Raw genomic sequence first — 24,534 nt, 5'->3', positions numbered from 1 at the left:
TTTCGATCGGCACACCCGCGCGACGATGAACCCGACCGGTGACCGGGCCGACGAGTGACCGCCCGGCGGCCGACGAACCGACGGAGGAGAACGCCGTGCAGCACCGCCTGTCCCGCCAGCACGTCGTCGACATGTGCCGGACCATGCTCGCCCGGGGGTACCTCAAGGCCACCGAGGGCAACGTCTCGGTCCGGGTGCCCGGCCACCGGCTGTACGCGGTCACCCCGAGCAACTACGACTACGACCGGATGCGGGTCGAGGACATCTGCATCGTGGACTTCGACGGTAAGCACGTACCCGACGACTCCGGCGCCGACCTGAAGCCGTCCATCGAGTGCGGGATGCACGCCAACATCTACCGGGAGCGGCCGGACGTCAACGCGATCGTGCACACCCACCAGCCGTACGCCTCGGCGTTGGCCTTCCTGCGCAAGCCGATCCCGGCGCTCACCGACGAGCAGGTGCGCTTCCTCGGCCGCGAGGTGGCGATCATCGACTACGCCCCGTCGGGCACCGGGTTCCTGGCCCGCAACGTGCAGAAGAAGGTCGCCAGCGGGGACAACGCCTTCATCATCGCCAACCACGGGGTGGTCGCCGTCGGCACCGACCCCGATCGGGCGGTGTTCAACATGGCGCTGCTGGAGAAGGTGTCAATCGCCTACCTGCTGGCGCTGACCAGCGAGGCGGGAAAGGTCCACACCATCCCGACCGCGATCCGGGAGATCGCCTTCACCAAGTTGCGGGCCGACGAGAAGCGGATCGCCGCGCAGCTCACCGAGGCGGTCGAGCCGCTGCGCGTACCGGCCGACGAGGAACTACCCAGCGCCGACGCGGCAGCCACCGAGGTCGCCGCCCGGACCACCAGCACCACGCCGGGTGCGGCGGCGAGCGCGGCCGGCAGCGCGGCGAGGGCCAACGGGACCGCCGACGACGAGGCGGGCAGCGCCCCGGGTGCCGAGTCGGCCCGGCTCGGGTACGCGATAAGCGAGTACCCCGACGTCGACGACGTGATGCGTCGGCTGAAGGCGCTGACCGCCCAGCCGGTGCGCGGGCTGCGCCACGACGCGCTGCTCGACGTGCTGAACTACTTCGACACCAAGTGCCGTGCCAGCAAGGAGATCACCGATCGGGCGCGGCGGCGCATCCCCGGCGGGGTGCAACACAACCTGGCGTTCAACTATCCGTTCCCGCTCGCCGTCGACAAGGCCGACGGCGCGTACCTGGTGGATCGGGACGGCAACACGTACATCGACTTCCTTCAGGCCGGCGGCCCGACGATCCTGGGCAGCAACTACGGCCCGGTCAACGAGCGGGTCGCCGAGGTGGTCCGGGACTCCGGCCCGGTGACCGGGCTGTTCCACGAGTACGAGCTGAAGCTCGCCGAGATCATCCACCGGTTCATGCCGCACGTGGAGATGTACCGGTCGCTGGGCTCAGGCACCGAGGCGGTGATGGCGGCCGTCCGGGGTGCCCGTGCCTTCACCGGCAAGAAGATGGTGATCAAGGTCGGTGGCGCCTATCACGGCTGGTCGGACACCATGGTCTACGGGCTGCGGGTGCCCGGCACGTGGCGGATGAACGCCAAGGGCATTCCCTTCGGGGCGACGGCCCGCACCCGGGAGGCCTTCCCACACGACCTCGGGCAGCTCAAGCGCAAGCTGATCGAGAACCGGCTACGGGGCGGCACCGCGGCGGTGGTGGTCGAGCCGGTCGGCCCGGAGTCCGGCACCCGGCCGGCACCGCGCGACTTCAACGCGCACGTCCGCGAGCTCTGCGACGAGTTCGGCGCGCTGCTGATCTTCGACGAGGTGGTCACCGGTTTCCGGCTCGGGCTCGGTGGCGCGGCCGGCTACTTCGGCGTCACCCCCGACCTGACCGTGCTGGGCAAGGCGGTCTCCGGCGGTTATCCGATGGCCGGCGGCGTCGGCGGGCGGGCCGACGTGATGGCGGTCTTCGGTTCCGGGCTGGACGGCAGGAGCGGCGCGCACATCCAGGTCGGCGGCACCCTGTCGGCCAACCCGCTGTCCTGCGCGGCCGGCTACCTCGCCATCGAGGAGATGGCCCGCACCAACGCCCCGGTGATCGCCGGCCGGGCCGGTGACCGGCTGACCCGGGGGCTGCAACGGCTGATCGACTCCTACGGGTTGCCGTACGTCGCGTACAACCAGGGGTCGATCGTGCACCTGGAGTGCAGCGGCGTGATGCTGTTGGACATGCGCAACCCGGTGAAACTGCTCAAGGAGAACAAGGCCCGCAAACGGCTGATGGAACAGATGGGGGCCGCCTACACCGCGCACGGCATCGTCACCCTGGCCGGATCGCGGATGTACACGTCGATGGCGGACACCGACGAGGTCATCGACGACGCGCTCGCCCGCTTCGACCAGGTCTTCGCGCTGGTCGAGGGGGTCTGAGCCGGTGGCTGCCAGCCCGCCGCAGGTCTTCGCCATCGACCTGGGCACCTCGGGACTGAAGGCCGCGCTGGTCGCCGCCGACGGCACGGTCACCGGCTGGGCCGAGCGACCGGTCCCGCTGCGGGTGCTGCCCGGTGGCGGCGCCGAGCAGGATCCGCTCGCCTGGTGGACGGCGCTCGGGCAGGTCGCCGCCGACCTGGGACGCGACCATCCCGACCAGATGCGGGCGGTCGCCACGGTATGCGCCTCCACCCAGGGCGAGGGGACCATCGCGGTGGACGCGGCCGGTGCACCGCTGACCGCGTGCATCAGTTGGCTCGACATGCGTGGCGCGCCGCACCTGCGACGGCAGTTCGGCGGTTTTCCCGCGTACCAGGGGATGTCGTTACGCCGGATCGCCCGCTGGCTGCGGCTCACCGGCGGCATGCCCTCACCGACCGGCAAGGACCCCGCCGCCCACATGCTGTTCGTCCGCGACACCCTGCCGCAGGTGTACGCGCGGACGGCGACGTTCCTCAACGTGCTCGACTGGATCAACCTGAAGCTCACCGGCCGCACGGTGGCCACCGTCGACTCGATCCTGACCTCGTGGGTGACCGACAACCGGCGTCCCGGCGACATCCGCTACTCCCCCGCCCTGGTCGCCGACAGCGGGGTCGACGCGGACAAACTGCCACCGATCGTCGCCTGCACCGAGGTGATCGGCACGTTGACGGCGACCGCCGCGGCGCACCTGGGCCTGCCCGCGACGGTGCGGGTGGTCGCCGGGGCGATCGACAACACCGCGGCGGCGATCGGCGCCGGCACCACCGGCGACCGGGAGCCGCATTTGTACGTCGGAACCTCCTCCTGGATCGCGGCCCACGTGCCCCGGAAGAAGACCGACGTCGCCGCCGGCGTCGCCGCGGTGCCCTGCGCGATCGGCGACCGCTACCTGATGACCGCCCTCCAGGCCACCGCCGGCGCCAACCTGACCTGGCTGCGGGACAAGATCGTGGAGTACGACGATCCGCTGCTCAGCGCCGGCCACCTCAGCCGCGACGAGGGGACGATCTTCGACGCCTTCGACACGATCATCCCGACGGTGCCGCCGGGCGCGAATGGGGTGCTCTACACCCCGTGGCTGTACGGCGAACGTGCCCCGGTGGACGACGCGAGCCTGCGTGCCGGGTTCTTCAACATCTCCCTCGACACCAACCGCTCGGACCTGCTGCGGGCCGTGTTCGAGGGGGTGGCGTTCAACACCCGCTGGCTGCTCGGCGCGGTGAACCGGTTCCTCGGCGCGCCGGTCGCCTCGATGGCCATCACCGGCGGCGGGGCGCTGTCGGACTCGTGGTGTCAGATCTTCGCCGACGTGCTCGGCGTCGAGATCCACCGCGACGCCCAACCGCTCGCGGTCAACGCGCGAGGTGCGGGCTGGATCGGCGCGGTCGGCACCGGTCAGCTCACCTTCGCCGACATCCCGGGCCTGATGCGTACCGACCGGGTCTTCACCGCGGACCCGGCGCACCGGGCCGGCTACGACGAGATCTTCGCCGTCTACCGGCAACTGCACCAGCGGCTCGCCCCGGTCTACCGCCGGCTCAACCGCAGCTGACCTGCGGAAACGGCCACCAAGAGGGTCCGGTTTGGCGAGACTGAGGCCATGGTCGACGTCAGACGGTACCTGGCTGAGTTCATCGGCACCTTCCTTCTGGTCTCTTCGGCGTGGGCAGCGCCGTCGCGGCCCGGATCGACGGCGGTGTGGTGGTGGTCTCGCTGGCGTTCGGGTTCGTCCTGCTCGCGCTGGTCTACACGATCGGCCAGCTCTCCGGCAGTCATGTGAACCCGGCGGTGACCCTCGGAGTGCTGCTCTCCGGCAAGATCACTGCACTCGGGGCGGTTGTTTACTGGATCGCCCAGTTCGCCGGTGCCGCCGTGGCGTCTCTCTTGCTCTGGGTGCTGGTGCGCTGGGGAGGGGTGACCGATCAGACCGGCGTGTTGGGCGCCAACGGCTACGGCACCAACATCAACGCCGGTGGCGCGATGCTGCTGGAGACCGTACTGACCTTCCTGTTCGTCCCGGTCGTACTCGTGGTGAGCAAGCGAAGCACGGATCTGTCGGGCTTCGCCGGCCTGGCGATCGGGCTCGCTCTCGGCGTGGCGAACCTGGTCGGCGTCGCGCTGACCGGCGCGGCGGTGAGTCCGGCCCGGGCCTTCGGGCCAGCGATCTTCGAGGGCGGCCTCGCGCTCCGTCAGCTCTGGGTGTTCATCGTTTTCCCGCTGCTCGGCGGTGTCCTGGCCGCGCTGGTCGCGCCGCTTGTCGAACACGGCTCCGGCGTCACCAGGATCGGCACCCCCCGGCCCTCTGGGCGCTGACCCGGGCCACCCTGGTGGCGCGGGTACCTTCTGCGCCTAAAACGCTTGATTCGCTTTTGCCCGTTTCCCATCAATCGGGATCGGTGGCCGAGGTGCCCGCCTGGAATTTTCGGTCATCATCGATGATGGCTTTTATCCTCCAATCGATGCGACGCTATGACGTCGGCGACGGCCATCGGCAGGAGGATACGTGCAGGCAATACGTCGAAGGCTACTCGGAGCCCCGTCCGCTGACCGTGAGCAAGCCGACCCGGACCAGGCCGAAACGGAGCCCCAGTCCCGACCCGGACAACAGCGGCGGGCGAGGGCCTTTCGGGGGGCGTGGCGCCTGCTGCGGCATGAATGGACGTTGGCGACAATCGCTGGCCTGGCGTTTGCCGTTCTCCTCACCTGGCCGACGCTGAAACAGCCGTGGACGACCATCCCGGGCGACATCGGCGATCCCCCATTGCAGGCGTGGCAGGTCGCCTGGGCCGGGCATGCGCTGCTCACCGACCCACTTAACCTCTGGCATTCCAATACGTTCTTCCCGAATCTGTACACGTACGCCTACACCGACGTGGTGCTCGGCTATGCACCGGCCGGTCTGCTCGGCCACGGCGTAGCGGCGGCCATCTTCCGCTACAACCTGCTCTACGTCCTGGCTCACGCACTCGCCTTCGTCGGGGCGTACGCCCTGGTGCGCCAGCTGGGGGCTATCCGGACGGCGGCGGCCGTGGCGGGCGTCGCCTGGGCCTTCGCGCCGTGGCGGCTCGCGCACAGCGGCCATCTGAACATCCTCTCCATCGGCGGCGTCGCGCTGTGCCTGGCGATGCTGGCTCGCGGTCACGGCTGGTCCCTGCGCGACGGTCACCGACCGGAGCTGCACCGCCCCGGGTGGGTGGTGGCCGGCTGGCTGGTCGCCGCCTGGCAGCTGACGCTGGGCCTGGCGATCGGCCTGCCGCTCGCGTATGTCCTGGCCGGTATCGGGCTGGTGGTCCTCGCGGCCGTCGGTTGGGCCCGGTGGCGGACCGGTAAATGGGTGCTGGGTCGGCGGATGGTGCTGGCCAACCTGCTGGGTGGCGTCGTCTTCGGCGGGGTGTGCGTCTGGTTGGGGACCGCCTTCCTGCGGGTGGTGGAACTGAACCCGGAGGCGCACCGGGATCTGTCCTGGACGGAGATGTTCTCCCCACCCCTGCGGGGATACTTCGTCGCGCCGGCGGACTCGTGGCTGTGGGGCGAGCACTTCGCGGTCGCCCGCGCCCAGTTGTCCTGGCCGCCGGAGATGGCGCTGCTGCCGGGCGTCACGTTGATCGTGCTGGCCGTGGCCGGGCTGAGCTACTCGACGTTCCGGGTCCGTCACCGTGTTCTGCTCGGGCTCGGTGTGCTGGTCACCGGCGCACTCGGGCTGGGCACCAACCTCGTCGGTCAGGGTGACCCGGGATACCTGACCTTGTCCCGCCTGCTCCCCGGCTGGGATGCGCTACGAACCCCGGGGCGGCTGATGGTGTGGACGAGCCTGCTGCTCGCCATTCTCGCCGCCGGGGCGATAAGCGAGTTCGGACGAAACCGCCCCAAGCTCGGGTGGCGGAGGTCGGTGAGCGCAGTCGTGCTCCTGCTGCCCCTGCTGCTGGTCACGGTCGAGGGCGTCAACCGGACACCGCACCCCACCGTGCCAACCGCCCCGCCAGCGCTCCGGGCGGCGACCGAACCTTTCCTGGTCCTGCCCAGTAACGGTACGGCCGAATCCGACATCATGCTCTGGTCCACCGACGGATTTCCCCGCGTCGCAAACGGTTCCGTCACCTTCCTGCCGGCCAGTCACCAACAGATCCGCGCGGTGACCACGACCTTTCCCGATCCGGGCAGCATCGCGTTTCTCCGGCAGGTCGGCATCCGGTCGGTGGTCGTCCTGCCGGATCGGCTGGCCGGCACGCCCTGGGACGGTCTGCCCACCCGGCCCGTCGATGGTCTCGGCATCACCCGGGAGGAGATAGCCGGCGCGTTGGTGTACCGCCTCGACTGAGCCGGATCAGCGCAGGGGTACGTGCGTCGTCCGCGGACGACGCCCGTCACTCCCGGGTGGGGCCCATCGGCTCGCGAATCAGGGCACCATCGATGTAGCAGTAACGCCAGTCCTCGCCCTTCTCCAGCGACCGGATCAACGGATGTCCGGTCTGCCGGTAGTGCTCCTCCGCGTGGTTGTTGACCGAGTCACTGCAACAGCCCACCGCGCCGCAGGTCAGACACATCCGCAACTGCACCCAGTCGTCGCCGCTCTCCACACACTGCGGGCACGCCTCGGCATCGGACTCGGTGATGTGGATCCGGTCGAGGTGGGTGCAGGCGGTGCTGATGGTCTCCTCGCGCACGTACCGCCAACTGGAGTGCAACAGCCGGTCCGGGATGATCCGGGCCAGGTAACGCGAGTTCGCCGCGAGCAGTGGGCTCGCCACGGCCAGGATCAGCACGTACAGGGCGATGAACGGGCCGAGCCGGTCGTCCAGGCCGGCGGCGATGGCGAGGGTGGCCAGGATCAGCGAGAACTCGCCCCGGCCCAGCACGGTCAGGCCGACGTTGGCGGCTCCGCGCTGGTTGAGCCCGAACAGCCGGCCGGCGATCAGGCCGGCCGCCACGTTGGTGACGATGGTCATCAGTACGGCCAGCAGCACCGGCAACGCCACCGAGCCGAAATCGCCGACGTCGATGCTCAGCCCGAACACCAGGAAGAAGACGGCCGCGAAGACGTCACGCAGCGGCAGCACCAGGCGTTCGACCCGTTCGCGGATGGGAGTGCGGGCCACCACGAGACCGATCATCAGGGCGCCGATCGCGTCGGAGACGCCGATCTCGGCCGACACCCCGGCGACGAGCACCACCAACCCGACCATCAGGATGGCCAGCAGTTCGTCCTCGTTGCTGTCGATCACCTTGCCGACCAGGCGGGCACCGAAGCGGGCGACCGCGAAGAGCACCACCAGGTAGGCGAAGCTCAGGCCGATGCGCAGCACCAGTTCCCCGGCGGATCCGGCACCGGACAGCAGCGGCGAGAGCAGCGCCAGATACAGCGCGAGGAACAGGTCCTCGATCACGATGATGCCGAGGATGACCGGCGTCTCAGCGTTTGCCAACCGACGGAACTCGATGAGCAGCTTCGTCACGATCGCCGAGGAGGAGATGCCGAGCGCACCGGCGATCACGAACGCCTCGTAGCCGCCCCAACCGAGCGCGAAGCCGAACAGCAGGCCGGCGCCGACGTTGAGGCCGATGTACGAGCCGGCGGCGACGAACAGTCGTTTGCCGCTGCCGAGCACCTGGTCGACCGGAAACTCGACGCCCAGATGGAACAGCAGCAGGACCAGGCCGAGCGAGGCGAGCAGGCTCAGGTCCTCGGGATGAGCGATCAGCACCGGACCGGGGGTACCGGGCCCGAGCAGGATGCCCGCGAGCATGAAGAACGGCACGGTGGGCAGGTTGATCCGGCGACCCGCACGGGCCAGCAGGCCCGCGATCAGTACGAGGGCCCCGAAGCCCACGAGGTCAGCATGCACGGTGAGGACTCCTGGAGCGGACTGAACGAGGGCCTACGACGCGGGACGACTACTCGGAGAAGTACGTGCCGGCCAGCAGGGCGCCCACCTTACGCGCCTGCTCCTCCGACATCTCGATCACGGCGACCGGATCATCCTGCCCGGCGGCGAAGACGTACAGGTCACGGTTACCGTCCCGGCGTACCACCACCGAGATCCGTTGGGTGTTGCTGCCCAGGTCGACGTCGTACCGCTTGCCGATACCCGGCAGTTCCTGCACATATATCCCTTTGCCCATGGCCCCTCCCCGCTGCACGGTCCGATCTCAGCGCAATGGTACGAGGCGGCCGGCGCAGTGCGGCTGAATCACCACCTGCTTGCGCCGCAGCAGCGCGTCGATCAGGGACCGGGACACGTTGATGGTGGCGGCACATCTCCAGGAAGACCAGCGATTCGTCGCGGTGATCGCCCCGGTGCCGTGCGGCTGGCGCGTCGTCGACGCGCTCCCGCTGGCCTACGGCTACGAGGTGAGGCGGAACGTGGCGTCGGCGCGCGATTGGGCGTCGTTGATCGGGTCCAGTCGCAGCTGGTAGTTGTAGTGCCGGACGTACCGGTCGGGGTAGTTGTACGACCGCAACGACGACCAGGACGAGTTGGCCAGGCCGGCGACCTGCCGGAAGGTGGCGTCCGCGGCGAACACCGAGCTTCCGTCGTTGGCCGCCAGCACGAAGTCGAAGCCGTAGTGCCGCAGGTAGTGGCCGGGGTAGTTCACCGATTCGAACGACACGCTGGCGGCGTCGGCCAGCCCGGGCACCACCCGGAACTGGGCATCCTGCGCCGGGCTGACGTTCGCGTCGATGCGTACGTCGTAGTTGGCGTGCCGCACGTACCGGTCCTGATGGGTGTACGCCTGGATCCGGTTGACCGGGGTGGTGGCACCCCAGCGCCCGAGCACCGCACTCTCCTCGGCGGCGGTCAGGTTCAGGATCGAGCCGTGCCGTTTGCGGGTGCCGCCCAGGTTGTAGTCCGACCGGGTCCGGAAGTTGGTGACACCGCCCAGGTTGGTGGAGGTGACCGGCAGGTAGCCGCGGCCGGTGGCGTACTGGTCGAGCCAGAGCGCCCACTCGTTGCGACCGTTGAACTGCATCCACATCGGCCCCTCGACCACGTTGCCGCCGCCGGTTCCGTTGGAGATGCCCAGGTGGGAAAGGTTCCCCAGCGGCGTCCACGAGCCGAGGATCGAGTTGCTGGCCTCGATGGTGATGTGCCCGTCGGCCGACGCCCGGTAGTAGCGGTAGCCGCCGACGGAGCCCGGTACCTCGACGATCTGGGTGTCGATGATGCCCTGGCCGCCGCCGGGGCGTTCGATGTAGAGCTGGGGCGCGGTGAAGCTGCGGAAGTCGCTGGTCAGCACGTACCAGATGCGGTGCTTGGTCACGCCGTCGCGGAGGGAGTTCGTCGCCCAGTAGACGACGTAGTCACCGGTCGCCGCGTTCCAGATGGCCTCCGGTGCCCAGGCGTTGCCGGCGCCGGGGATAGCGCCCGCGACGTTGATCAGCCACGGCGTGGACCAGTTCACCAGGTCGCGGGACTCCCACACCACAAGCGATCTGCTGCCCCGGTTCGCTGCGTCGTTCCACGAAGTGCCGCTGGCGATCCGCAGGTCGGTGGCGATGATCCAGTACCGGTCGCCGGCGGGCGACCGGACGATGGAGGGGTCACGTACGCCCCGGGTGCCGATCGTGGACAGCAGCACGGGTGCGCCGTTGTTCAGGTCACGCCAGGTCAACCCGTCCCGGCTGTGCGCGAAGTAGACCTGCTCATCGTTGGCCGACTCGCCGGTGAAATGCGCCATGAGGTAGCCGGTGAACGGGTCGAGCGCGGCGGCCTCGGCACGAGGTGCCTGCGCCGCCGGCAGCAACAGTAGACACAGGGCGGCGAGCAGGGCGCTCGCCCTGGTCAGGACTCTGGACATGTACGGCTCTCCGTCCGTCCGGCCCGGCCGACGTTAGCGCTAACATCACCCGCGCCCGGACGGCCCTGGTCACTGTTTCGGGGGTGTTACGCAGTCTCCGCTTGAAATCGACACCCGTCAAGATGGTGGCCGCCTCCCTGCCGATGCCGTCGGTGAGGGCGACGGCGACGGCGACGGCGACGGGCAGACGTCAGCCGGGCCGGTCTCCGCTTCCGCCGTGCCGTGCAACGGAAACATGGATGACGGTGGAGAACAGCACCGACAAAATGTCCCGGTGCAGATCCGAGAGGTGCGTCAGGACGAGCTACCCATCCTGCAAGGCATCGAGCGTGCCGCCGGACAATGCTTTCGCGACGTCGGTATGCCGCAGATAGCCGACGATGAACCGCTGCCGTTGGACGTGCTCGGCCGCTACCACGAGGCAGGCCGTGCCTGGGTGGCCACCGACGCCACCGACGCACCGCTCGGCTACCTCATCGCCGACCTCGTCGACGGCAACTTCCACATCGAACAAGTCTCCGTACATCCCGACGTCGCCCGTCGCGGGATCGGACGTCAGCTCATCAACCACCTCGCCGACCATGCGATGACCAGCGGCATCCCCGCGCTGACCCTCACCACCTTCACTCAGGTGCCCTGGAACGCCCCGTACTACGCCCGCTGCGGCTTCCACACCCTCGACCCGAGCGACCTCACCCCGGGCCTTCGGGCCGTCCGCCAACGCGAGGCGGCACACGGACTCGACCGCTGGCCCCGCGTCTGCATGCGCCGGATTCTGTGCTGAGGGCGGGTCGTTCTCGGGGACGTTCCCCGGACTGAGGTGCGCTGTCGTTGCCGTCGTCCCGACGCGGTGCTTGCGCCTATGAGCGGACAGGGGTGTCGTCTGCTGTCCGGGGGCGGTAGCGGAGGTGTACGACGCCGTTGCGGAACCGGCGCTCATCGAGGAGTTCGAGGTCGGTGCGCATGCCGGTCGGCAGCCCTGGCTTGCCGCCGCCGACGACGACGGGCAGGACGAACAGTTGACACTCGTCGACCAGCCCGGCCTGGAAAGCCTGCGTCGCGAGGTCGGCACCTCCTACGGCCAGATCGCTGCCGGCCGCGGCCCTCAACTCGTGTACTGCGGCAGATCCGACACCGTGCCGGAAAAACGTCCTCAGACGCCCGACGCCCGTGATCCTGAAGCGCCCGTACCCTCCAGCCGGGTTGCGTCCAGCAGGGCACGGACTGCTTCGACGTCGCCGGTGACGGCGACCGCCGCTGCACCCTCGATCGGAGCTCCGCTGATGACGAGAGCCTTCCAGGCGAGGGTTGTTCCCTCGACTCGCGCGTCCACGTCGTCGGGGATCGACTCCTTCCAGACCGTGGTGCCGCCCGGGCCCACGGTCGCGAGGTACTCGACCGGCTGGTGCCCGGCGGTGCGGGAATCCGTCAGCGTCATCGCGACCCGGCGGATCGGATCACCCGCCGGTGCCGGCCGCGCGTGTGCCCGCATGGCGAGAACGAGCGTGTCGGGACTCATGTCTGCCTCGAGCGGCAGTCGAGGGGAGCGTACCGCCCATCGCGACAGGGCCGCGTTGACCTCCTCGAGTTGGCGCCCCCACTCGGTGAGGTCGTACACGGTGACGTCTGCGGGGCGGGGCAGGGTGCGCCGCACGACGATGCCGGACTCCTCCAGGTCCTGCAGCCTGCGGGAGAGCACTCCCGGGCCGATTCCTGGGACGTCGCGCTGGATGTCGACGAATCGCTTCGGTCCCAGCAGCAGTTCCCGCACGACGATGAGGGCCCACCGCTCTCCGATGAGGTCCAGCGCGTGCGCAGAGGCGCAGCCGTCGTTGTACGAGCCGTATGTCCTTCGAGCCACCACCGGATCATTCTAACTACTTGCCTGGTAGTAAGCGCTACTGATTTAGTAGCGGCATGAAGGATCAACGCACCGCCGTGTGGACTGTCGTTCACAACGAGCGCGCCGCTCTTGTCCGCGACCTCGCGACCCTGACGCCCGAGCAGTGGAGCGCTCCGACCGGCTGCCCCGGATGGGACGTGCACGACGTCGTGGCCCACCTCGTCGACGGTGCGAAGGCGACGAGGATCCGCTTCGTCCGAGACATGGTCACTGCCCGCTTCGACTTCGACCGCCAGAACGCCCTCGGTCTCGCACGCGAACGGCGCGACGACCCGACGGACACCCTCAGCGCGTTCCGATCCGTCGTGACACGCACCAGCACTCCGCCGGCAGCGATCGCCACCCGCCTCGTCGAGGCTTTCGTCCATGGGGAAGACGTCCGGCGGGCGGTTGGACTCAGCGGCGACTACCCGGCCGACCAGGTGGCGACGGCGCTGGAGTTCCAACTACGTACGACGGTGAAGATGGGCGGCGGCAAGGAACGCGCGAACGGTCTGCGACTGGTCGCCTCCGATGCACCCATCGAAAGCGGATCCGGACCCCAGGTGCGCGGATCGGCCCTCGCCCTCCTGCTCGCGGTCTCCGGTCGCCCGGTTGAGCCCGATGAGCTCACGGGCCCAGGAGCCGCAACTCTCGCCGAGCGCGCCGTCTCCTGACGAGAATCTCATCCGGACCTGCCGCCGAGCCTGCGCGGCAGCCTGCCGCGACGGTCAAGCATCGTGAGGCGCACGCCGGCCGCCCGCTGCGCGCGCGTGCTGACGGGAGCGCCCCGCCACCGACGTCTGGTGCCCCGCCGCCGGCACCCCTACCCAAGACCCCGCCCAGACCGCAGCCCCCGCGGGGCGGGTGGCGTGGTGGTTACAGGTGGGCGGGGGCGGGGATGCCGAGCAGGTGGAGGCCGGTACGCAGGGTTTCGCCGGTCAGGTGGCACAGGGCCAGGCGGTTGGCGCGCTGTGGTCCGGTGACGCGCAGTACGGGGCAGTGCTCGTAGAACGCGGTGAAGGTCTGCGCCAGCCGGTACAGGTAGCCGCAGAGGCCGTGCGGCTCTTGCACCGCGACCACCTCGGCGAGGGTGTCGGCGAACGCATCGAGGTCGAGGATCAGCGCCCGCTCGGCCGGTTCCAGGGCCACGGTGAGGTCGACGGTCGCGTCGGCGCCGTCGGCCCGGGCCAGGATGGACCGGACGCGGGCGTGCGCGTACTGAAGGTAGACGCCGGTGTTGCCGGCCAGCGCCAGCATCCGCTGCGGGTCGTAGCTGTAGTCCCGGGTCCGGTTGGTGGACAGGTCGGCGTACTTCACCGCGCCGATGCCGACCTGCCGCGCCCGCTCGTCCAGGGCGGCCCCGGTCAGCCCGCGATTCTTCGCCGCGACCACCTCCCGGGCCCGATCGACCGCCTCGGTGAGCAGGTCGACCAGGCGGGCCGTGTCACCGGCCCGGGTCTTGAACGGCCGCCCGTCCGGACCGAGGACCGTACCGAACGCCACGTGCTCGGCGGCCACGGCCGACGGCAGCCAACCGGCCCGCCGGGCGGTGTCGAAGACCATCCGGAAGTGCAGGGCCTGCCGGGCGTCGACCACGTACAGCAGCCGGTCGGCGCGCAGCTCGACAACGCGCTGCCGCAGCGCGGCCAGGTCGGTCGCGGCGTAGCCGAAACCGCCGTCCCGCTTGCGTACGATCAGCGGCGTCGGCTCGCCGTCCGGGCCGCGGAGGTCGTCGAAGAAGACGCAGAGCGCGCCGTCGCTGGTCACCGCGACCCCCCGGCGTTCAAGTTCGTCGGCGACCCCGGGCAGCGCGGCGTTGTAGGCGCTCTCCCCCACCGTGTCCGCGTCGGTCAGCCGCACGCCGAGCCGGTCGTAGACCTCCACGAAATAGCGGGCCGACTCGGCGACAATGTCCCGCCAGGCGGCCACGGTGCTCGGCTCGCCGGCCTGCAACGCCACCACCCGCCGCCGGGCCCGGTCGGCGAACGTGGAATCGGTGTCGAACTCCGCCCGGGCCCGCCGGTAGAGCGTGGCCAGCCGGCTCATGGTGCCGGCGTCGTCCGGCGTCGGCGGCTCGGGGTGCTCGACCTGATACTGGATGAGCATGCCGAACTGGGTTCCCCAGTCGCCGATGTGGTTGCGCCGCACGACGGTGCCGCCGAGGTGTTCCGAGATGCGTACCAGCGCGTCACCGATGATGGTGGAGCGCAGGTGCCCGACGTGCATCTCCTTGGCGATGTTCGGCTGGGAGTAGTCGATCACGGTGGTGACGCCGGCCTCGGGGGTGCCGACGCCGAGCCGGTCGTCGCCCAACCGGCCGGCGACCTGCGCCAGCAGCGCCCGGTCGGTCAGCTCGATGTTGACGAAGCCCGGCCCGGCCACACCAGCGCTGGCCAGCAGACCGTCGTCGGGTAGGCCGGCGACCACCTCCGCCGCCACCTGCCGTGGGTTGCGGCGCAGCGTCCGCGCCGCCGCCAGCACGCCGTCGGCCTGGAAGTCGGCGTGCTCGGAACGGCGGATCTGCGGCGCGAGGTCCGCCATTCCCAGGCGGGCCGCGGCGGCGGTGACGGAGTCGGACAACGACGAGGCCAGCGAGGGCACGGTCACGGGTACTCCCGGGGATGGGATGGGCGATCGTCACGAGGCGTGCCGGCCGCACGGCAAGTGCGGACACGGCGGAAGGAACGCGCGAGTGAGCGGGACGACTATCGTCGTCGCAGGCGCGAGCGGCGGACGGTGCCGAGCACCCGATCCATCTCCACCGCCTCGAACGCCGGGGCCGCGAACCGAGCGCGGCCAGATGCCGGAAGTGTACGCGCCATCCCGAGCGAACGTGGACCGGGTTTCCGCGCCGGCGGAGTGCCCGTGCCGACGAGGCGTGGGGAAAACCCTGATTCCCTCACCGCGGGCGCTGTCTAGGGTCGAATCCATGGCCCGCTCTGGTCCGCGCCGGTCTGACCGCGCCTGACGCCACAGCTCCGGTGTCGGGGTGCCGGTGGGTGGCGTCGTCCCGATCCGACGAGGAGTCCCGGTGCGCAAGGTTGTCTCGGCTGTCCTCACCGTGGTCCTCGCGCTGGCCGCGACGGGTTGTGGCGGCCGGTTCCCGGGCGATCCGGCCGGCGACGAGGACCCGTACAGCGAGTCCGCGCTGCGCTACGGCATGGCGCCGGTGCCGCATCCCGACCTGACGTACCAGCCGGACGTGGTCCTCGTCGGTGGCGGCGGCCGCTCGGTCCGGTCGGTCACCGCCGACGGGTTGACCTGGCGGATCGACCCCGACGCCCCCCGTGCCGACGACCTGGCTCCCGGAAAGGTCATGTTCGTCACCGGTCGTGGCGTCGGCCGGGTGCTCGACCTCCAACGCGACGGGGGCGAGCTGCTCGTCACGATCGGTCCCGTCACGGTGACCGACGTGATCCGCGACGGCACGCTTGAGCAGCGGGGCATCGCCATCGAGAACCCGGTCGTCTACCAGGCCGGTGAGCCGATCTGGGCGATGTCCGAGGAGGAGGCCGACGCCGTGGGCACCACGCCGTCCGGCCGCGCCGGGCGCGCCGGGCCGCTGCGGCTCGCCCCGCCGCCGCCACGGCCGAACCAGCCGCCGCCGAGCCGTGGCGGTGGCGAAGTCAGGACGGTCGTCGCCAACTTCTCCACCGGCGTCAGCCTCAACGACGGCGCGGAGGTCAGCTTCCACTACCACCGCAACGGTACGAAGCTGTCCGGGCGGGCCGCGCTGACCTTCGCCAAGCCGGAGGCGGACTTCCACCTGAACATCAGGGGTGGTTCGGTGGCCCGGGCGGAGCTGTCGATCAGCGGCGGCTTCGGCATCCGCTACTCGTTCGAGGCCGGTCTCCGGGACGGGCAGAACATCAGAACGGTGCTCCCCATCCCGGTGGACTTCAGCATTCCGATGGGCACGGTGCTCGGCGTACCGCTGGCGTTGACAATCAGTCAGACGGTGAAGGTCACCACCGCGTTCGGCGCGAAGGTGGGCACGATCAAGGGCAAGGGTGAGTTCTCCCTCGCCGGTTCGCTCGGCTACGGCTACGCCAACGGCACGTTCGGCCCGCAGGTCAGCAAGAACTTCAAGCGCAAGGAGAGCCTGATCAACTCGCTGCACGGCGTTCCGGTCGGGGTGATGGGCCTGCTCATCGAGCATCAGGTCCGGTTCGACGTCGGGTTCAGCGCGTTCGTGCTCAAGGCCGGTCTGTTCTTCGAGGTGTCCACCGCGTACGGGACGACCATCGGATCGGCGCTGGGCGCGCCGCTGGCGGTCTGCCGGGGCGTGGGCATCGGCGTCCGGGCCTCGTACGGCGTCGGATACACCATCCTGGCCCCGGTGGTGAACGTGATCAACAAGTTCCTCAGCCTGGTGAACATCAGTCCGATCGACCCCTCCGGCAAGCTGGGGCCGCCGCCGTACGTCATCCACAGCGACGAGGAGGTCATTCCGCCCGGCACCAAACTCTGCGGCACCCCGAAGCCGGCCGCCGGCTGACCGAATGCCGGCGGTCCGGACGTCCGGTCACCGGACCGCGTCGTCGCCGGGGGGCGGTGACCCGCCCGCGTCGGTGCCGAACCCGTCGAGCGCGGCACGCTCGTCGAGCGTACGCAGTTCCTGGAACACGGTGATGTGCAGACCTGCCGGGGCGTCGAGGCGGGCGTTGACCGACTGCCACGGCGTGGTGGTGGGTGGTGCCACCTGCTCGGCACCGGCGGCGACCAGCCGGTCGGTGGTGGCGGCGGTGTCGTCCACCTCGAACGCCACCCGGATGCGCGGCGCGACCTGGCGCCCCACCTCCACGTTGTCGATCATGCGCTTCTGCGCCGGGTTGGCGATCTCCAGCGTGGCCCGTCCGGCGTCCAGGATCACCACCTGCGCGTCGTCGCTGCCGGAGAACGCGGCCTGCTCCGGCAGGCCGAGCACGTCGCGATAGAAGCGCACCGCCGCGTCGTAGTCATCGGCCTGCACCACGAGCCGCAGCTGACGGACCGTCGACGTGGACTTCTCGGATGAACTCACTGCTGCCACTCCCCTGTGCCTGTTCGGTGGGTGCCGGCGCCGGCACCCACCGGCCATGGTGGTGCGCTCGGCCGCCGACCGCCACCCTGGGCGGCCGGGCCGGTCGCCACGTCGCCGGGCACCTCACGGGTACGGGTGGTCACCGACCCGCGACACGACAGTCGCCGGCCTCAGTCGGGCAGGCCGGCGATCCGGGTCGAGAGCTTGCGCAGCATGGCGAGTTCGTCGGCGCTCACGTGCTCCAGGAAACGGGATCGCACCGAGACGACGTGGTGCGGGGCGGCCCGTTCGAGGACGCCGAAGCCGTCGTCGGTCAGGTGCAGAAGGCACCCGCGGGCGTCCTGCGGGTCCGGCTCCTTGTCGATGAGCCCCCGTGCCTGCATCCGGGCGGCGTGGTGGGACAGGCGGCTGCGCGACCACTCCATCTTGGCGGCCAACTCCCGCAGCGCCCATCGGCGGTCGGGTTTCTCCGACAGTGTGCTGAGCACCTCGTAGTCCGGGGCGGACAGTCCCGAGTCGCGTGCCAGGTCACGGCCGATCCGGGCGGGTAGGGCGATGAGCAGCCGCCGGAAGGCACGCCACGCCTGCTCCTCGTCCGCGCTCAGCCAGGCGGTCTCCATGTCCGCCACCCTACATGTCATTGACACGTCATTGAAACTGCGTCTAGGGTCGTTGACATGTCATCGAATAGCTCCGGCGATCTCCGTGTCCTCGTCATCACCGCCAGCACCCGCCCCGGCCGGCTCGCACCCGCGATCACCGACTGGTTCGTCCGGACCGTCCGCCCGGACGCCGCGGCCGACGCGATCACGGTCGACGTCGCTGATCTGGCCGACGTCGCGCTGCCGTTGCTCGACGAGCCCGACCATCCCGCCCGCGGCAGCTACCGGCACGAGCACACCCGCCGTTGGAGCCGCACCGTCGCCGCGGCCGACGCCTTCGTGGTGGTGACGCCCGAGTACAACTTCGGCATGCCAGCGGCGTTGAAGAACGCCTTCGACTTCCTCTATCACGAGTGGGCATGGAAGCCGGTGGCCTTCGTCAGCTACGGCAACACCTCCGCCGGCACCCGGTCGGTGCAGATGGCGAAGCAGGTCGTCACCACACTGCGGATGATGCCCGTCGGCGCAACGGTCGCCCTGCGCATCGCGGACACCGTCCACGACGGTCACGTGGCCGGGTCGGCCGCGCTCGACGACGCCGCCCGCGCGGTGCTGGTCGAGCTGAGCCGGGTGGCCCGTGCGCTGCGTCCGCTGCGCGGCGGCGACGACCCGACGGTCGACGGACCGGTCGCCGGTCTCACGCTTCGCGAAGCCCGGGCCGGTGACCTGGCGGAGCTGCTCGTCCTTCAGCGGTGCTGCTGGGTCCAGGAGGCCGTCGTCAACGACACCCTCGACCTGGCGCCGCTGCGGGAGACCATCGACGACCTGCGGGCGTCGCTGACGACGTGGCGGTGGTGGTGCGTACGCCGCGACGGCCGCCTCGTCGCCGCGGTGCGCGCCCGGGTACACGAGCGGGCCTGGCTGATCGGTCGCCTGATGGTGGCACCCGACCAGGCGGGCAACGGCATCGGCTCCTGGCTGCTGTCGTACGCCGAAGGACAGGCACCCGAGCAGACCACGCACTGCACGCTGTTCACCGGCCACCACAGCACCCGCAACATCAGCCTGTACGAACGCGCCGGCTACACCCGCACCGCCACCGCCGACACCCCACCGGACAGCGTCCACCTGTCCAAGCCACTCCCCCACCACCTGACCGACGCTGTCCACCACGCTGCCGGTGTGGTGTGATCTCCAGGCACGAGGGTCCGGGTGGTCGGCGCCGGCGACATCACCGTCACGGCGTGGACGGCGGCAGCGTCACCGTCACGGTCAGGCCGCCGTCAGGGCGTGGTTCTGCCTCGACGGTGCCGCCGTGTGCCCGGGCCACCGCCCGCACGATGGACAGCCCGAGCCCGAAGCCCCGCGCGCCGGCGACCCGCTCCCGGCTGAGCCGCCGAAACGGCTGGAACATCGTCTCCACGTCGTAGCTCGGGATCACCGGACCGGTGTTGACCACGACCAGCGTGGGACGTCCGGCCACCTGCCCGGTACGCACCCGCACCCAGCCGTCCACCGGGACGTTGTGCCGCAGGGCGTTCTCCACCAGGTTGAACGCCAGCCGCTCCAGCAGCACCGGGTCACCGACCGTGCGGGCCGACTCCAACGAGCGGTGCACCGGAACGCCGGGGTGCACCGGCGCCACCTGCTCGACCACATGGGCGGCGATCTCGGCGAGGTCGACCGTCGCGCGCTCGGTCAGCTCGCTCTCCGAGTCGGCGAGGGTGAGCAGACCGTCGATCAGTCGCTCGTGCCGCTCGTTCACCGACAGCAACGCCTCACCGAGCCGACGAACCTCGGCCGGCGCGTCCGGCCGGCTGACCGCCAGTTCCACAAGCGCCCGGTTCAGCGCCAGCGGCGTACGCAGCTCGTGGGAGGCGTTCGCGACGAACCGTCGTTGCCCGTCGAAGGACCGGTCCAGCCGCTCCAGCATCTGGTCGAACGTGTCGGCCAGCTCCCGTACCTCGTCACGAGGGCCGGTCAGGGCGATCCGTTCGTGCAAACCGCGTCCGGCGGAGTCGGCCCCGGCGATCCGGCGGGCCGTCCCGGTGATCTGGTGCAGTGGTTGCAGCGCCCGGCCGGCGACCAGCCAACCGATCGCCACGGCCGCCGCCGAGACCACCACCAGCGCGAGGCCGCCCTGGGTGAGCAGCGACTCCAGGGCGGAACGCTTGGCCTCGCTCTGCACGTCCTGGATCAACATGCGGATCTTGTCGAGGTCCTCCATCGACGTCGGCAACCGGGTCACCACGGTGGCGCGGTCCGGCAACTCGGCGCGCATCGGCTGCGGCATCCGCTGGTCCACAAGCACGTACGTGACGCCGAGCAGGACGATGCCGGCGAGCAGGAGAAGACCGCCGTAGACCAGGGTGAGGCGGGCCCGCAGAGTCAGTCGCTTCACCGGATCGTGTACCCCGTGCCCGGCACGGTCTCGATCACCGGAGGATCGCCGAGCTTGCGCCGCAGCTTCATCACGGTGACCCGGACCACGTTCGTGAACGGGTCGATGTGCTCGTCCCACGCCCGCTCCAGCAGTTCCTCGGCGGAAACCACCGCACCGTCGGCCCGCAGCAACTCGGCCAGCACCGCGAACTCCTTGCGCGACAGCGGCACGTACCGACCGTCGCGGTACACCTCGCGGCGGCCCGGGTCGACCGCGATGCCCGCCCGGCGCAACGTCGGTGGCGCGGCGGGCCGGGCCCGCCGGGTCAGCGCGTGCACCCGGGCAGCCAGCTCCACCAGCGCGAACGGCTTCACCAGGTAGTCATCCGCGCCGAGGGCGAGGCCGGCCACCCGGTCACGTACCGCCGCGGCCGCGGTGAGCATCAGCACCCGGGTGTCACCCCCGGAGTCGACGATCGCCCGGCACACGTCGTCGCCGTGCACCACCGGCAGGTCGCGGTCGAGCACCACCACCGTGTACTCGTTGACCCCGAGCCGTTCCAACGCGGCGTCGCCGTCGTACGCGACGTCGACCGCGAACGCCTCCCGGCGCAGCCACTCCGCGATGGCGTCGGCCAACACGTCCTCATCCTCGACCACCAGCACTCGCACCGGTCCATGGTGCCGCGACCGGAGATAACCCCGCCGTAAACGTGATCGGTTACGCCCGCGATACGCCGCCTCGCATGCACTGGTCCGGTGTCCGGCGACCGCCGTCGGACACCGGAAAGGACACCGACGATGCGACGGAGCACACTCACGCTTCCCGTCCTGCTGATCCTGGCGCTCGCCGGGTGCGCCGGCCAGGACGGCGACCGGACCGGGGTGGCCACCGCCGGCGGCGCCGCCGCGCCCACCGCCTCCGCCAACGGTGACAGTGCCGGCGGCAGCGACGCCGAACGAAGACTGGACTTCGCCCGCTGCATGCGGGAGAACGGGGTGGAGATGCCAGACCCGGAGGCCGGCAACGGACCGATGTTCCGGTTCGACGGCAGTGTCGACCCGAAGCAGGTCGAAGCCGGCATGGAGAAGTGCCGCCAGCTGTTGCCCAACGGCGGGCAGGCGGCGCAGCTCGACGCCGAGCAGCTCGAACAGATGCGGGTGATGGCCCGGTGCATGCGCGAGAACGGCGTGCCGGACTTCCCCGACCCGGCCGCGGACGGCCGGATCCAGATCCAGCGGGACGCCCTGCGAATCGACCCGGACGACCCGGCGTTCCGCTCCGCCCTGGAGGCGTGTCGTCAGCACGCCCCGCAGTTCGGGGGCGGCCGGTGACCCGTCGCACCCGCCTGCCCGCCGCCGGTGGCGCGGCGCTGGTCCTCGTCGCCGGGGCCGGCGTGGCCGCAGCGGTCGGCTTCGGTGGTGGCTCCGGCGACGGCTCCGCCGAGGCTCGCACGGCCGCGCCCGGCAGCGCCGCCGTCACCCGACAGACCCTCGCCGACGCCGAGACCGTCGACGGGGAGCTGGGATACGGGCCCGGTCGGACCGCCACCAGCCGCCTGCCCGGCACGCTCACCGCGCTGCCCGACACCGGCACCACGGTGACGCGCGGCAAGGCCCTCTATGCCGTCGACAACGACCCGGTGGTCCTGCTCTACGGGCGGCTGCCCGCCTACCGGACGCTGCAACCCGGCGTCGAGGGGGCCGACGTCAAACAGTTGGAACGGAACCTGGAGGCCCTCGGCTACTCCGGCTTCACCGTCGACGACGCGTACACCTGGGCCACCGCCGAGGCGGTCCGTGCCTGGCAGGACGACCTCGGCGTGCCGGAGACCGGCCGCGTCGAGCTGGGTCGCATCACCTTCGCCGACGGCGCCGTCCGGGTGGAGGGTCACCAGGTGGACGAGGGCGCGGCCATCCAGCCGGGGCAGGCGGTGCTCACCTACACCGGCACCAGCCGGCTGGTCACCGCCGAACTCGACGTCGACGACCAGCGTCTCGCCGAGCGTGGCACGACCGTGCAGGTCACCCTGCCCGACGGCCGGCGGGTGACGGGAAAGGTCGCCACGGTCGAAACGGTGATCCACAACGGATCGGCGGACGCCGGTGGCGACACCAGCGCCGAGACGAGAATCGAGGTGACGATCGCCGTCGACGACCAGCAGGCGCTGGCCGAGTTCGACCGGGCGTCCGCCGAGATCACCTTCACCGTCAGCGAGCGCACGGACGTGCTGACCGTGCCGGTGGCCGCGCTGCTGGCGCTCGCCGAGGGCGGCTACGGGGTGCAGGTCCTCGACGAGGGGCCCAGCCGGATCGTGGCGGTGACGACCGGGCTGTTCGCCGACGGGCGGGTCGAGATCACCGGCGACGGCATCGTCGAGGGCAGCACCGTCGGGATGCCCCGGTGAGCGGCGACGTGGTCGTGCTCGACCAGGTCGGCAAGCGGTACGGCGGCGACGTGGTCGCGCTCGCCGAGGTGTCGCTGCGCATCGGGTACGGCGAACTGGTGGCCATCGTCGGCCCGTCCGGCTCCGGCAAGTCGACGATGCTCAACGTGATCGGCACGCTGGACGAGCCGACCTCGGGCACCGTGGTGATCGACGGTCACGACGTGGCGCGGCTGTCCGACCGGCAACTCTCCGTGTTGCGCGCCACCCGGATCGGCTTCGTGTTCCAGCAGTTCCACCTGGCCCCGGGCGTACCGGTGGCGGACAACGTGGCGGACGGACTGCTCTATGCCGGCGTACCCCGCCGGGAGCGTCGGCGGCGGGCGGAGGCCGCGCTGGATCGGGTCGGTCTCGGGCACCGGCTCGGGCACCGGCCGCACGAACTCTCCGGCGGCGAACGGCAGCGGGTCGCGGTGGCTCGTGCGGTCGTCGGCGAGCCCGCCGTGCTGCTCGCCGACGAGCCGACCGGCAACCTCGACACCGGCTCCGGGACGGCCGTGCTCGACCTGCTGTACGAGCTGCACCGGGCCGGGACCACGGTTGTCGTGATCACCCATGACCGGGAGATCGCCGCCGCCCTGCCGCGGCAGGTGCGGATGCGCGACGGGCGGATCTGCGCGGACTCGCGGCTCGTGTCGAGCGGGGTGAGCTGACATGTCCGTGACGGTGCAGAACCGGCCGGCCGCACAGCTCACCCCGGCCCGGATGCCCGCCGCCGACGTGGTGCGGGTGGGTGGCGTCGGGCTCCGGACCCGTCCGCTGCGGGCGTTTCTCTCCGCGCTCGGCATCGCCATCGGCATCGCCGCGATGATCGCCGTGGTCGGCATCTCGTCGTCCTCGCGTGCCGAGTTGGATCGCACCCTGGCCGCGCTCGGCACCAACCTGCTCACCGTGTCACCGGGCCGGACCCTCTTCGGTGCCGACGCTCAACTGCCCGACGACTCGGTGGCGATGATCGGGCGGATCGGTCCGGTGACGCAGGTGGCGGCCACCGGTCAGGTCGCCGACGCGAAGGTCTACCGCACCGACCGCATCCCGCAGGCGGAGACCGGCGGCATCGCGGTACGGGCGGCCCAGCTCGGGCTCCTGGACACCGTCGGCGGCGAGGTGGCCAGCGGCACCTGGCTGAACGAGGCCACCGCCCGGTACCCGGCGGTGGTACTCGGCGCGTCCACCGCCGAGCGGCTCGGGCTGGGTGCCGCCGGCCCGGACGTGCAGGTGTGGCTCGGTGATCGCTGGTTCACCGTGGTGGGCATCCTCGCTCCGGCACCGCTGGCACCGGAGCTGGACAGCTCGGCCCTGGTCGGCTGGGCCGTCGCCGCGAACCAGTTGGGGTTCGACGGTCACCCGACCACCGTCTACACCCGGACCGAAGCCGACCAGGTCGAGGCGGTCCGCGCGGTGCTCGGGGCGACCGCCAACCCGGAGGCACCCAACGAGGTCGACGTCTCCCGTCCCTCGGACGCGTTGGCCGCCGCGCAGGCCACCGACGAGACGTTCACCGCGCTGCTGCTGGGGCTGGGCGCGGTGGCCCTGCTCGTCGGTGGCGTCGGAGTGGCCAACACCATGGTCATTTCGGTGCTGGAGCGGCGGTCGGAGATCGGGCTGCGGCGCTCGCTGGGTGCCACCCGGGGGCAGATCCGCACCCAGTTCCTCGCCGAATCGCTGCTGCTGTCGGCCCTCGGCGGGGCCGGCGGGGTGCTGCTGGGCATCCTGGTGACCTCCGGTTACGCGCTGTCCCAGGGGTGGCCGACCGTGGTCCCGGCCTGGGCGACGACCGGGGGTGTGCTCGCGACGCTACTCATCGGCGGTCTGGCCGGCCTGTATCCGGCGATCCGTGCCTCCCGCCTCTCCCCCACCGAGGCCCTGGCGACGACGTGAGTCGGCGGAGGACCGGCCCGCCATGGTGACGCCGGCAGGGGCACCCGGGTGCCCTGCC

The 24,534-nt window shown here is 70.8% G+C and carries 22 protein-coding genes; 12 read left to right on the top strand and 10 right to left on the bottom strand.

Features of this window, described 5'->3' with window-relative positions; translation table 11 throughout:
- The first annotated feature begins 38 nt into the window (after positions 1-38).
- The 4 genes from ACFY2A_RS19570 to ACFY2A_RS19555 all read left to right on the top strand — a co-directional run bounded on the left by ACFY2A_RS19570 (position 39) and on the right by ACFY2A_RS19555 (position 6,777).
- Positions 39-2,414 (top strand): aminotransferase class III-fold pyridoxal phosphate-dependent enzyme, encoded by a 2,376-nt coding sequence (locus ACFY2A_RS19570; RefSeq protein WP_387173346.1) that lies wholly within the window; start codon positions 39-41, stop codon positions 2,412-2,414.
- Between the two features lie 4 nt (positions 2,415-2,418).
- Positions 2,419-4,011 (top strand): FGGY-family carbohydrate kinase, encoded by a 1,593-nt coding sequence (locus ACFY2A_RS19565; RefSeq protein WP_387173344.1) that lies wholly within the window; start codon positions 2,419-2,421, stop codon positions 4,009-4,011.
- A gap of 110 nt (positions 4,012-4,121) precedes the next feature.
- On the top strand, positions 4,122-4,772 hold the full coding sequence (locus ACFY2A_RS19560; protein WP_387173342.1) for an MIP/aquaporin family protein: 651 nt from the start codon (positions 4,122-4,124) through the stop codon (positions 4,770-4,772).
- Positions 4,773-5,121: 349 nt separating this feature from the next.
- Positions 5,122-6,777, top strand: a complete 1,656-nt coding sequence (locus ACFY2A_RS19555) for a hypothetical protein (RefSeq protein ID WP_387173339.1) — start codon at positions 5,122-5,124, stop codon at positions 6,775-6,777.
- A gap of 46 nt (positions 6,778-6,823) precedes the next feature.
- Here ACFY2A_RS19555 and ACFY2A_RS19550 read toward each other — a convergent pair whose 3' ends face one another.
- From ACFY2A_RS19550 to ACFY2A_RS19540, 3 genes are all read right to left on the bottom strand, one after another.
- Entirely contained in the window at positions 6,824-8,302 is a 1,479-nt protein-coding gene (locus ACFY2A_RS19550; RefSeq protein WP_387173337.1) for a cation:proton antiporter, read from the bottom strand.
- Between the two features lie 49 nt (positions 8,303-8,351).
- A complete protein-coding gene (locus tag ACFY2A_RS19545; RefSeq protein WP_282238207.1) occupies positions 8,352-8,579 on the bottom strand; it encodes a potassium transporter TrkA in 228 nt (75 codons plus the stop codon).
- A gap of 222 nt (positions 8,580-8,801) precedes the next feature.
- Positions 8,802-10,256, bottom strand: a complete 1,455-nt coding sequence (locus ACFY2A_RS19540; protein WP_387173335.1) for a glycoside hydrolase family 43 protein — start codon at positions 10,254-10,256, stop codon at positions 8,802-8,804.
- Between the two features lie 274 nt (positions 10,257-10,530).
- Here ACFY2A_RS19540 and ACFY2A_RS19535 point away from each other — a divergent pair, with 274 nt between their 5' ends.
- The gene (locus tag ACFY2A_RS19535; RefSeq protein ID WP_387173333.1) at positions 10,531-11,040 is read left to right on the top strand and encodes a GNAT family N-acetyltransferase; all 510 of its coding nucleotides are present in this window, start codon (positions 10,531-10,533) and stop codon (positions 11,038-11,040) included.
- 76 nt (positions 11,041-11,116) lie between these two features.
- Here the strand turns inward: ACFY2A_RS19535 and ACFY2A_RS19530 are convergent, their stop codons facing one another.
- Together ACFY2A_RS19530 and ACFY2A_RS19525 are read right to left on the bottom strand one after the other, a co-directional pair.
- The gene (locus ACFY2A_RS19530) at positions 11,117-11,413 is read right to left on the bottom strand and encodes a dihydrofolate reductase family protein (protein ID WP_387173415.1); all 297 of its coding nucleotides are present in this window, start codon (positions 11,411-11,413) and stop codon (positions 11,117-11,119) included.
- The gene (locus ACFY2A_RS19525; protein ID WP_387173331.1) at positions 11,410-12,117 is read right to left on the bottom strand and encodes a winged helix-turn-helix transcriptional regulator; all 708 of its coding nucleotides are present in this window, start codon (positions 12,115-12,117) and stop codon (positions 11,410-11,412) included. The genes ACFY2A_RS19530 and ACFY2A_RS19525 overlap by 4 nt, the downstream gene beginning before the upstream one ends.
- Before the next feature lie 56 nt (positions 12,118-12,173).
- Between ACFY2A_RS19525 and ACFY2A_RS19520 the strand changes: the two genes are divergently transcribed.
- Entirely contained in the window at positions 12,174-12,815 is a 642-nt protein-coding gene (locus ACFY2A_RS19520; RefSeq protein ID WP_387173329.1) for a maleylpyruvate isomerase family mycothiol-dependent enzyme, read from the top strand.
- A 202-nt stretch (positions 12,816-13,017) separates the two neighbouring features.
- Here ACFY2A_RS19520 and argS read toward each other — a convergent pair whose 3' ends face one another.
- Positions 13,018-14,742, bottom strand: coding sequence for an arginine--tRNA ligase (gene argS, locus ACFY2A_RS19515; protein ID WP_387173413.1), 1,725 nt, complete (start codon positions 14,740-14,742; stop codon positions 13,018-13,020).
- A 430-nt stretch (positions 14,743-15,172) separates the two neighbouring features.
- Here argS and ACFY2A_RS19510 point away from each other — a divergent pair, with 430 nt between their 5' ends.
- A complete protein-coding gene (locus tag ACFY2A_RS19510; protein WP_387173327.1) occupies positions 15,173-16,639 on the top strand; it encodes a hypothetical protein in 1,467 nt (488 codons plus the stop codon).
- Between the two features lie 27 nt (positions 16,640-16,666).
- On the opposite strand, the gene ACFY2A_RS19505 is transcribed toward ACFY2A_RS19510, so the two are convergent.
- Both ACFY2A_RS19505 and ACFY2A_RS19500 read right to left on the bottom strand, forming a co-directional pair.
- A complete protein-coding gene (locus tag ACFY2A_RS19505) occupies positions 16,667-17,164 on the bottom strand; it encodes a VOC family protein (protein WP_387173325.1) in 498 nt (165 codons plus the stop codon).
- A gap of 170 nt (positions 17,165-17,334) precedes the next feature.
- A complete protein-coding gene (locus ACFY2A_RS19500) occupies positions 17,335-17,784 on the bottom strand; it encodes a MarR family winged helix-turn-helix transcriptional regulator (protein WP_387173323.1) in 450 nt (149 codons plus the stop codon).
- Between the two features lie 57 nt (positions 17,785-17,841).
- Between ACFY2A_RS19500 and ACFY2A_RS19495 the strand changes: the two genes are divergently transcribed.
- Positions 17,842-18,957, top strand: coding sequence for a GNAT family N-acetyltransferase (locus ACFY2A_RS19495; protein ID WP_387173320.1), 1,116 nt, complete (start codon positions 17,842-17,844; stop codon positions 18,955-18,957).
- A 46-nt stretch (positions 18,958-19,003) separates the two neighbouring features.
- Here the strand turns inward: ACFY2A_RS19495 and ACFY2A_RS19490 are convergent, their stop codons facing one another.
- Positions 19,004-20,167, bottom strand: coding sequence for a sensor histidine kinase (locus ACFY2A_RS19490; protein WP_387173318.1), 1,164 nt, complete (start codon positions 20,165-20,167; stop codon positions 19,004-19,006).
- The gene (locus ACFY2A_RS19485; protein WP_363925285.1) at positions 20,164-20,820 is read right to left on the bottom strand and encodes a response regulator transcription factor; all 657 of its coding nucleotides are present in this window, start codon (positions 20,818-20,820) and stop codon (positions 20,164-20,166) included. The genes ACFY2A_RS19490 and ACFY2A_RS19485 overlap by 4 nt, the downstream gene beginning before the upstream one ends.
- Positions 20,821-20,949: 129 nt before the next feature.
- Between ACFY2A_RS19485 and ACFY2A_RS19480 the strand changes: the two genes are divergently transcribed.
- From ACFY2A_RS19480 to ACFY2A_RS19465, 4 genes are read left to right on the top strand one after another with little or no spacing between them, the layout of a single operon-like run.
- A complete protein-coding gene (locus ACFY2A_RS19480; protein ID WP_387173315.1) occupies positions 20,950-21,483 on the top strand; it encodes a hypothetical protein in 534 nt (177 codons plus the stop codon).
- Complete coding sequence (locus ACFY2A_RS19475; protein WP_387173313.1) at positions 21,480-22,556, top strand: peptidoglycan-binding protein; 1,077 nt, start codon at positions 21,480-21,482, stop codon at positions 22,554-22,556. Before ACFY2A_RS19480 ends, ACFY2A_RS19475 begins: the two co-directional genes overlap by 4 nt.
- Positions 22,553-23,248 carry an ABC transporter ATP-binding protein gene (locus tag ACFY2A_RS19470; RefSeq protein WP_387173311.1) on the top strand — a complete coding sequence of 232 codons (696 nt, stop codon included), beginning with the start codon at positions 22,553-22,555 and terminating at the stop codon, positions 23,246-23,248. Before ACFY2A_RS19475 ends, ACFY2A_RS19470 begins: the two co-directional genes overlap by 4 nt.
- A 1-nt stretch (position 23,249) precedes the next feature.
- Entirely contained in the window at positions 23,250-24,476 is a 1,227-nt protein-coding gene (locus ACFY2A_RS19465; protein ID WP_387173309.1) for an ABC transporter permease, read from the top strand.
- The last annotated feature ends 58 nt before the right edge of the window (positions 24,477-24,534 follow it).

The organism is Micromonospora sp. NPDC000442 (assembly GCF_042898635.1).
In the GTDB taxonomy this organism is placed as follows: Bacteria; Actinomycetota; Actinomycetes; order Mycobacteriales; family Micromonosporaceae; genus Micromonospora.
This window is presented reverse-complemented; position numbering and strand designations above follow the sequence as displayed.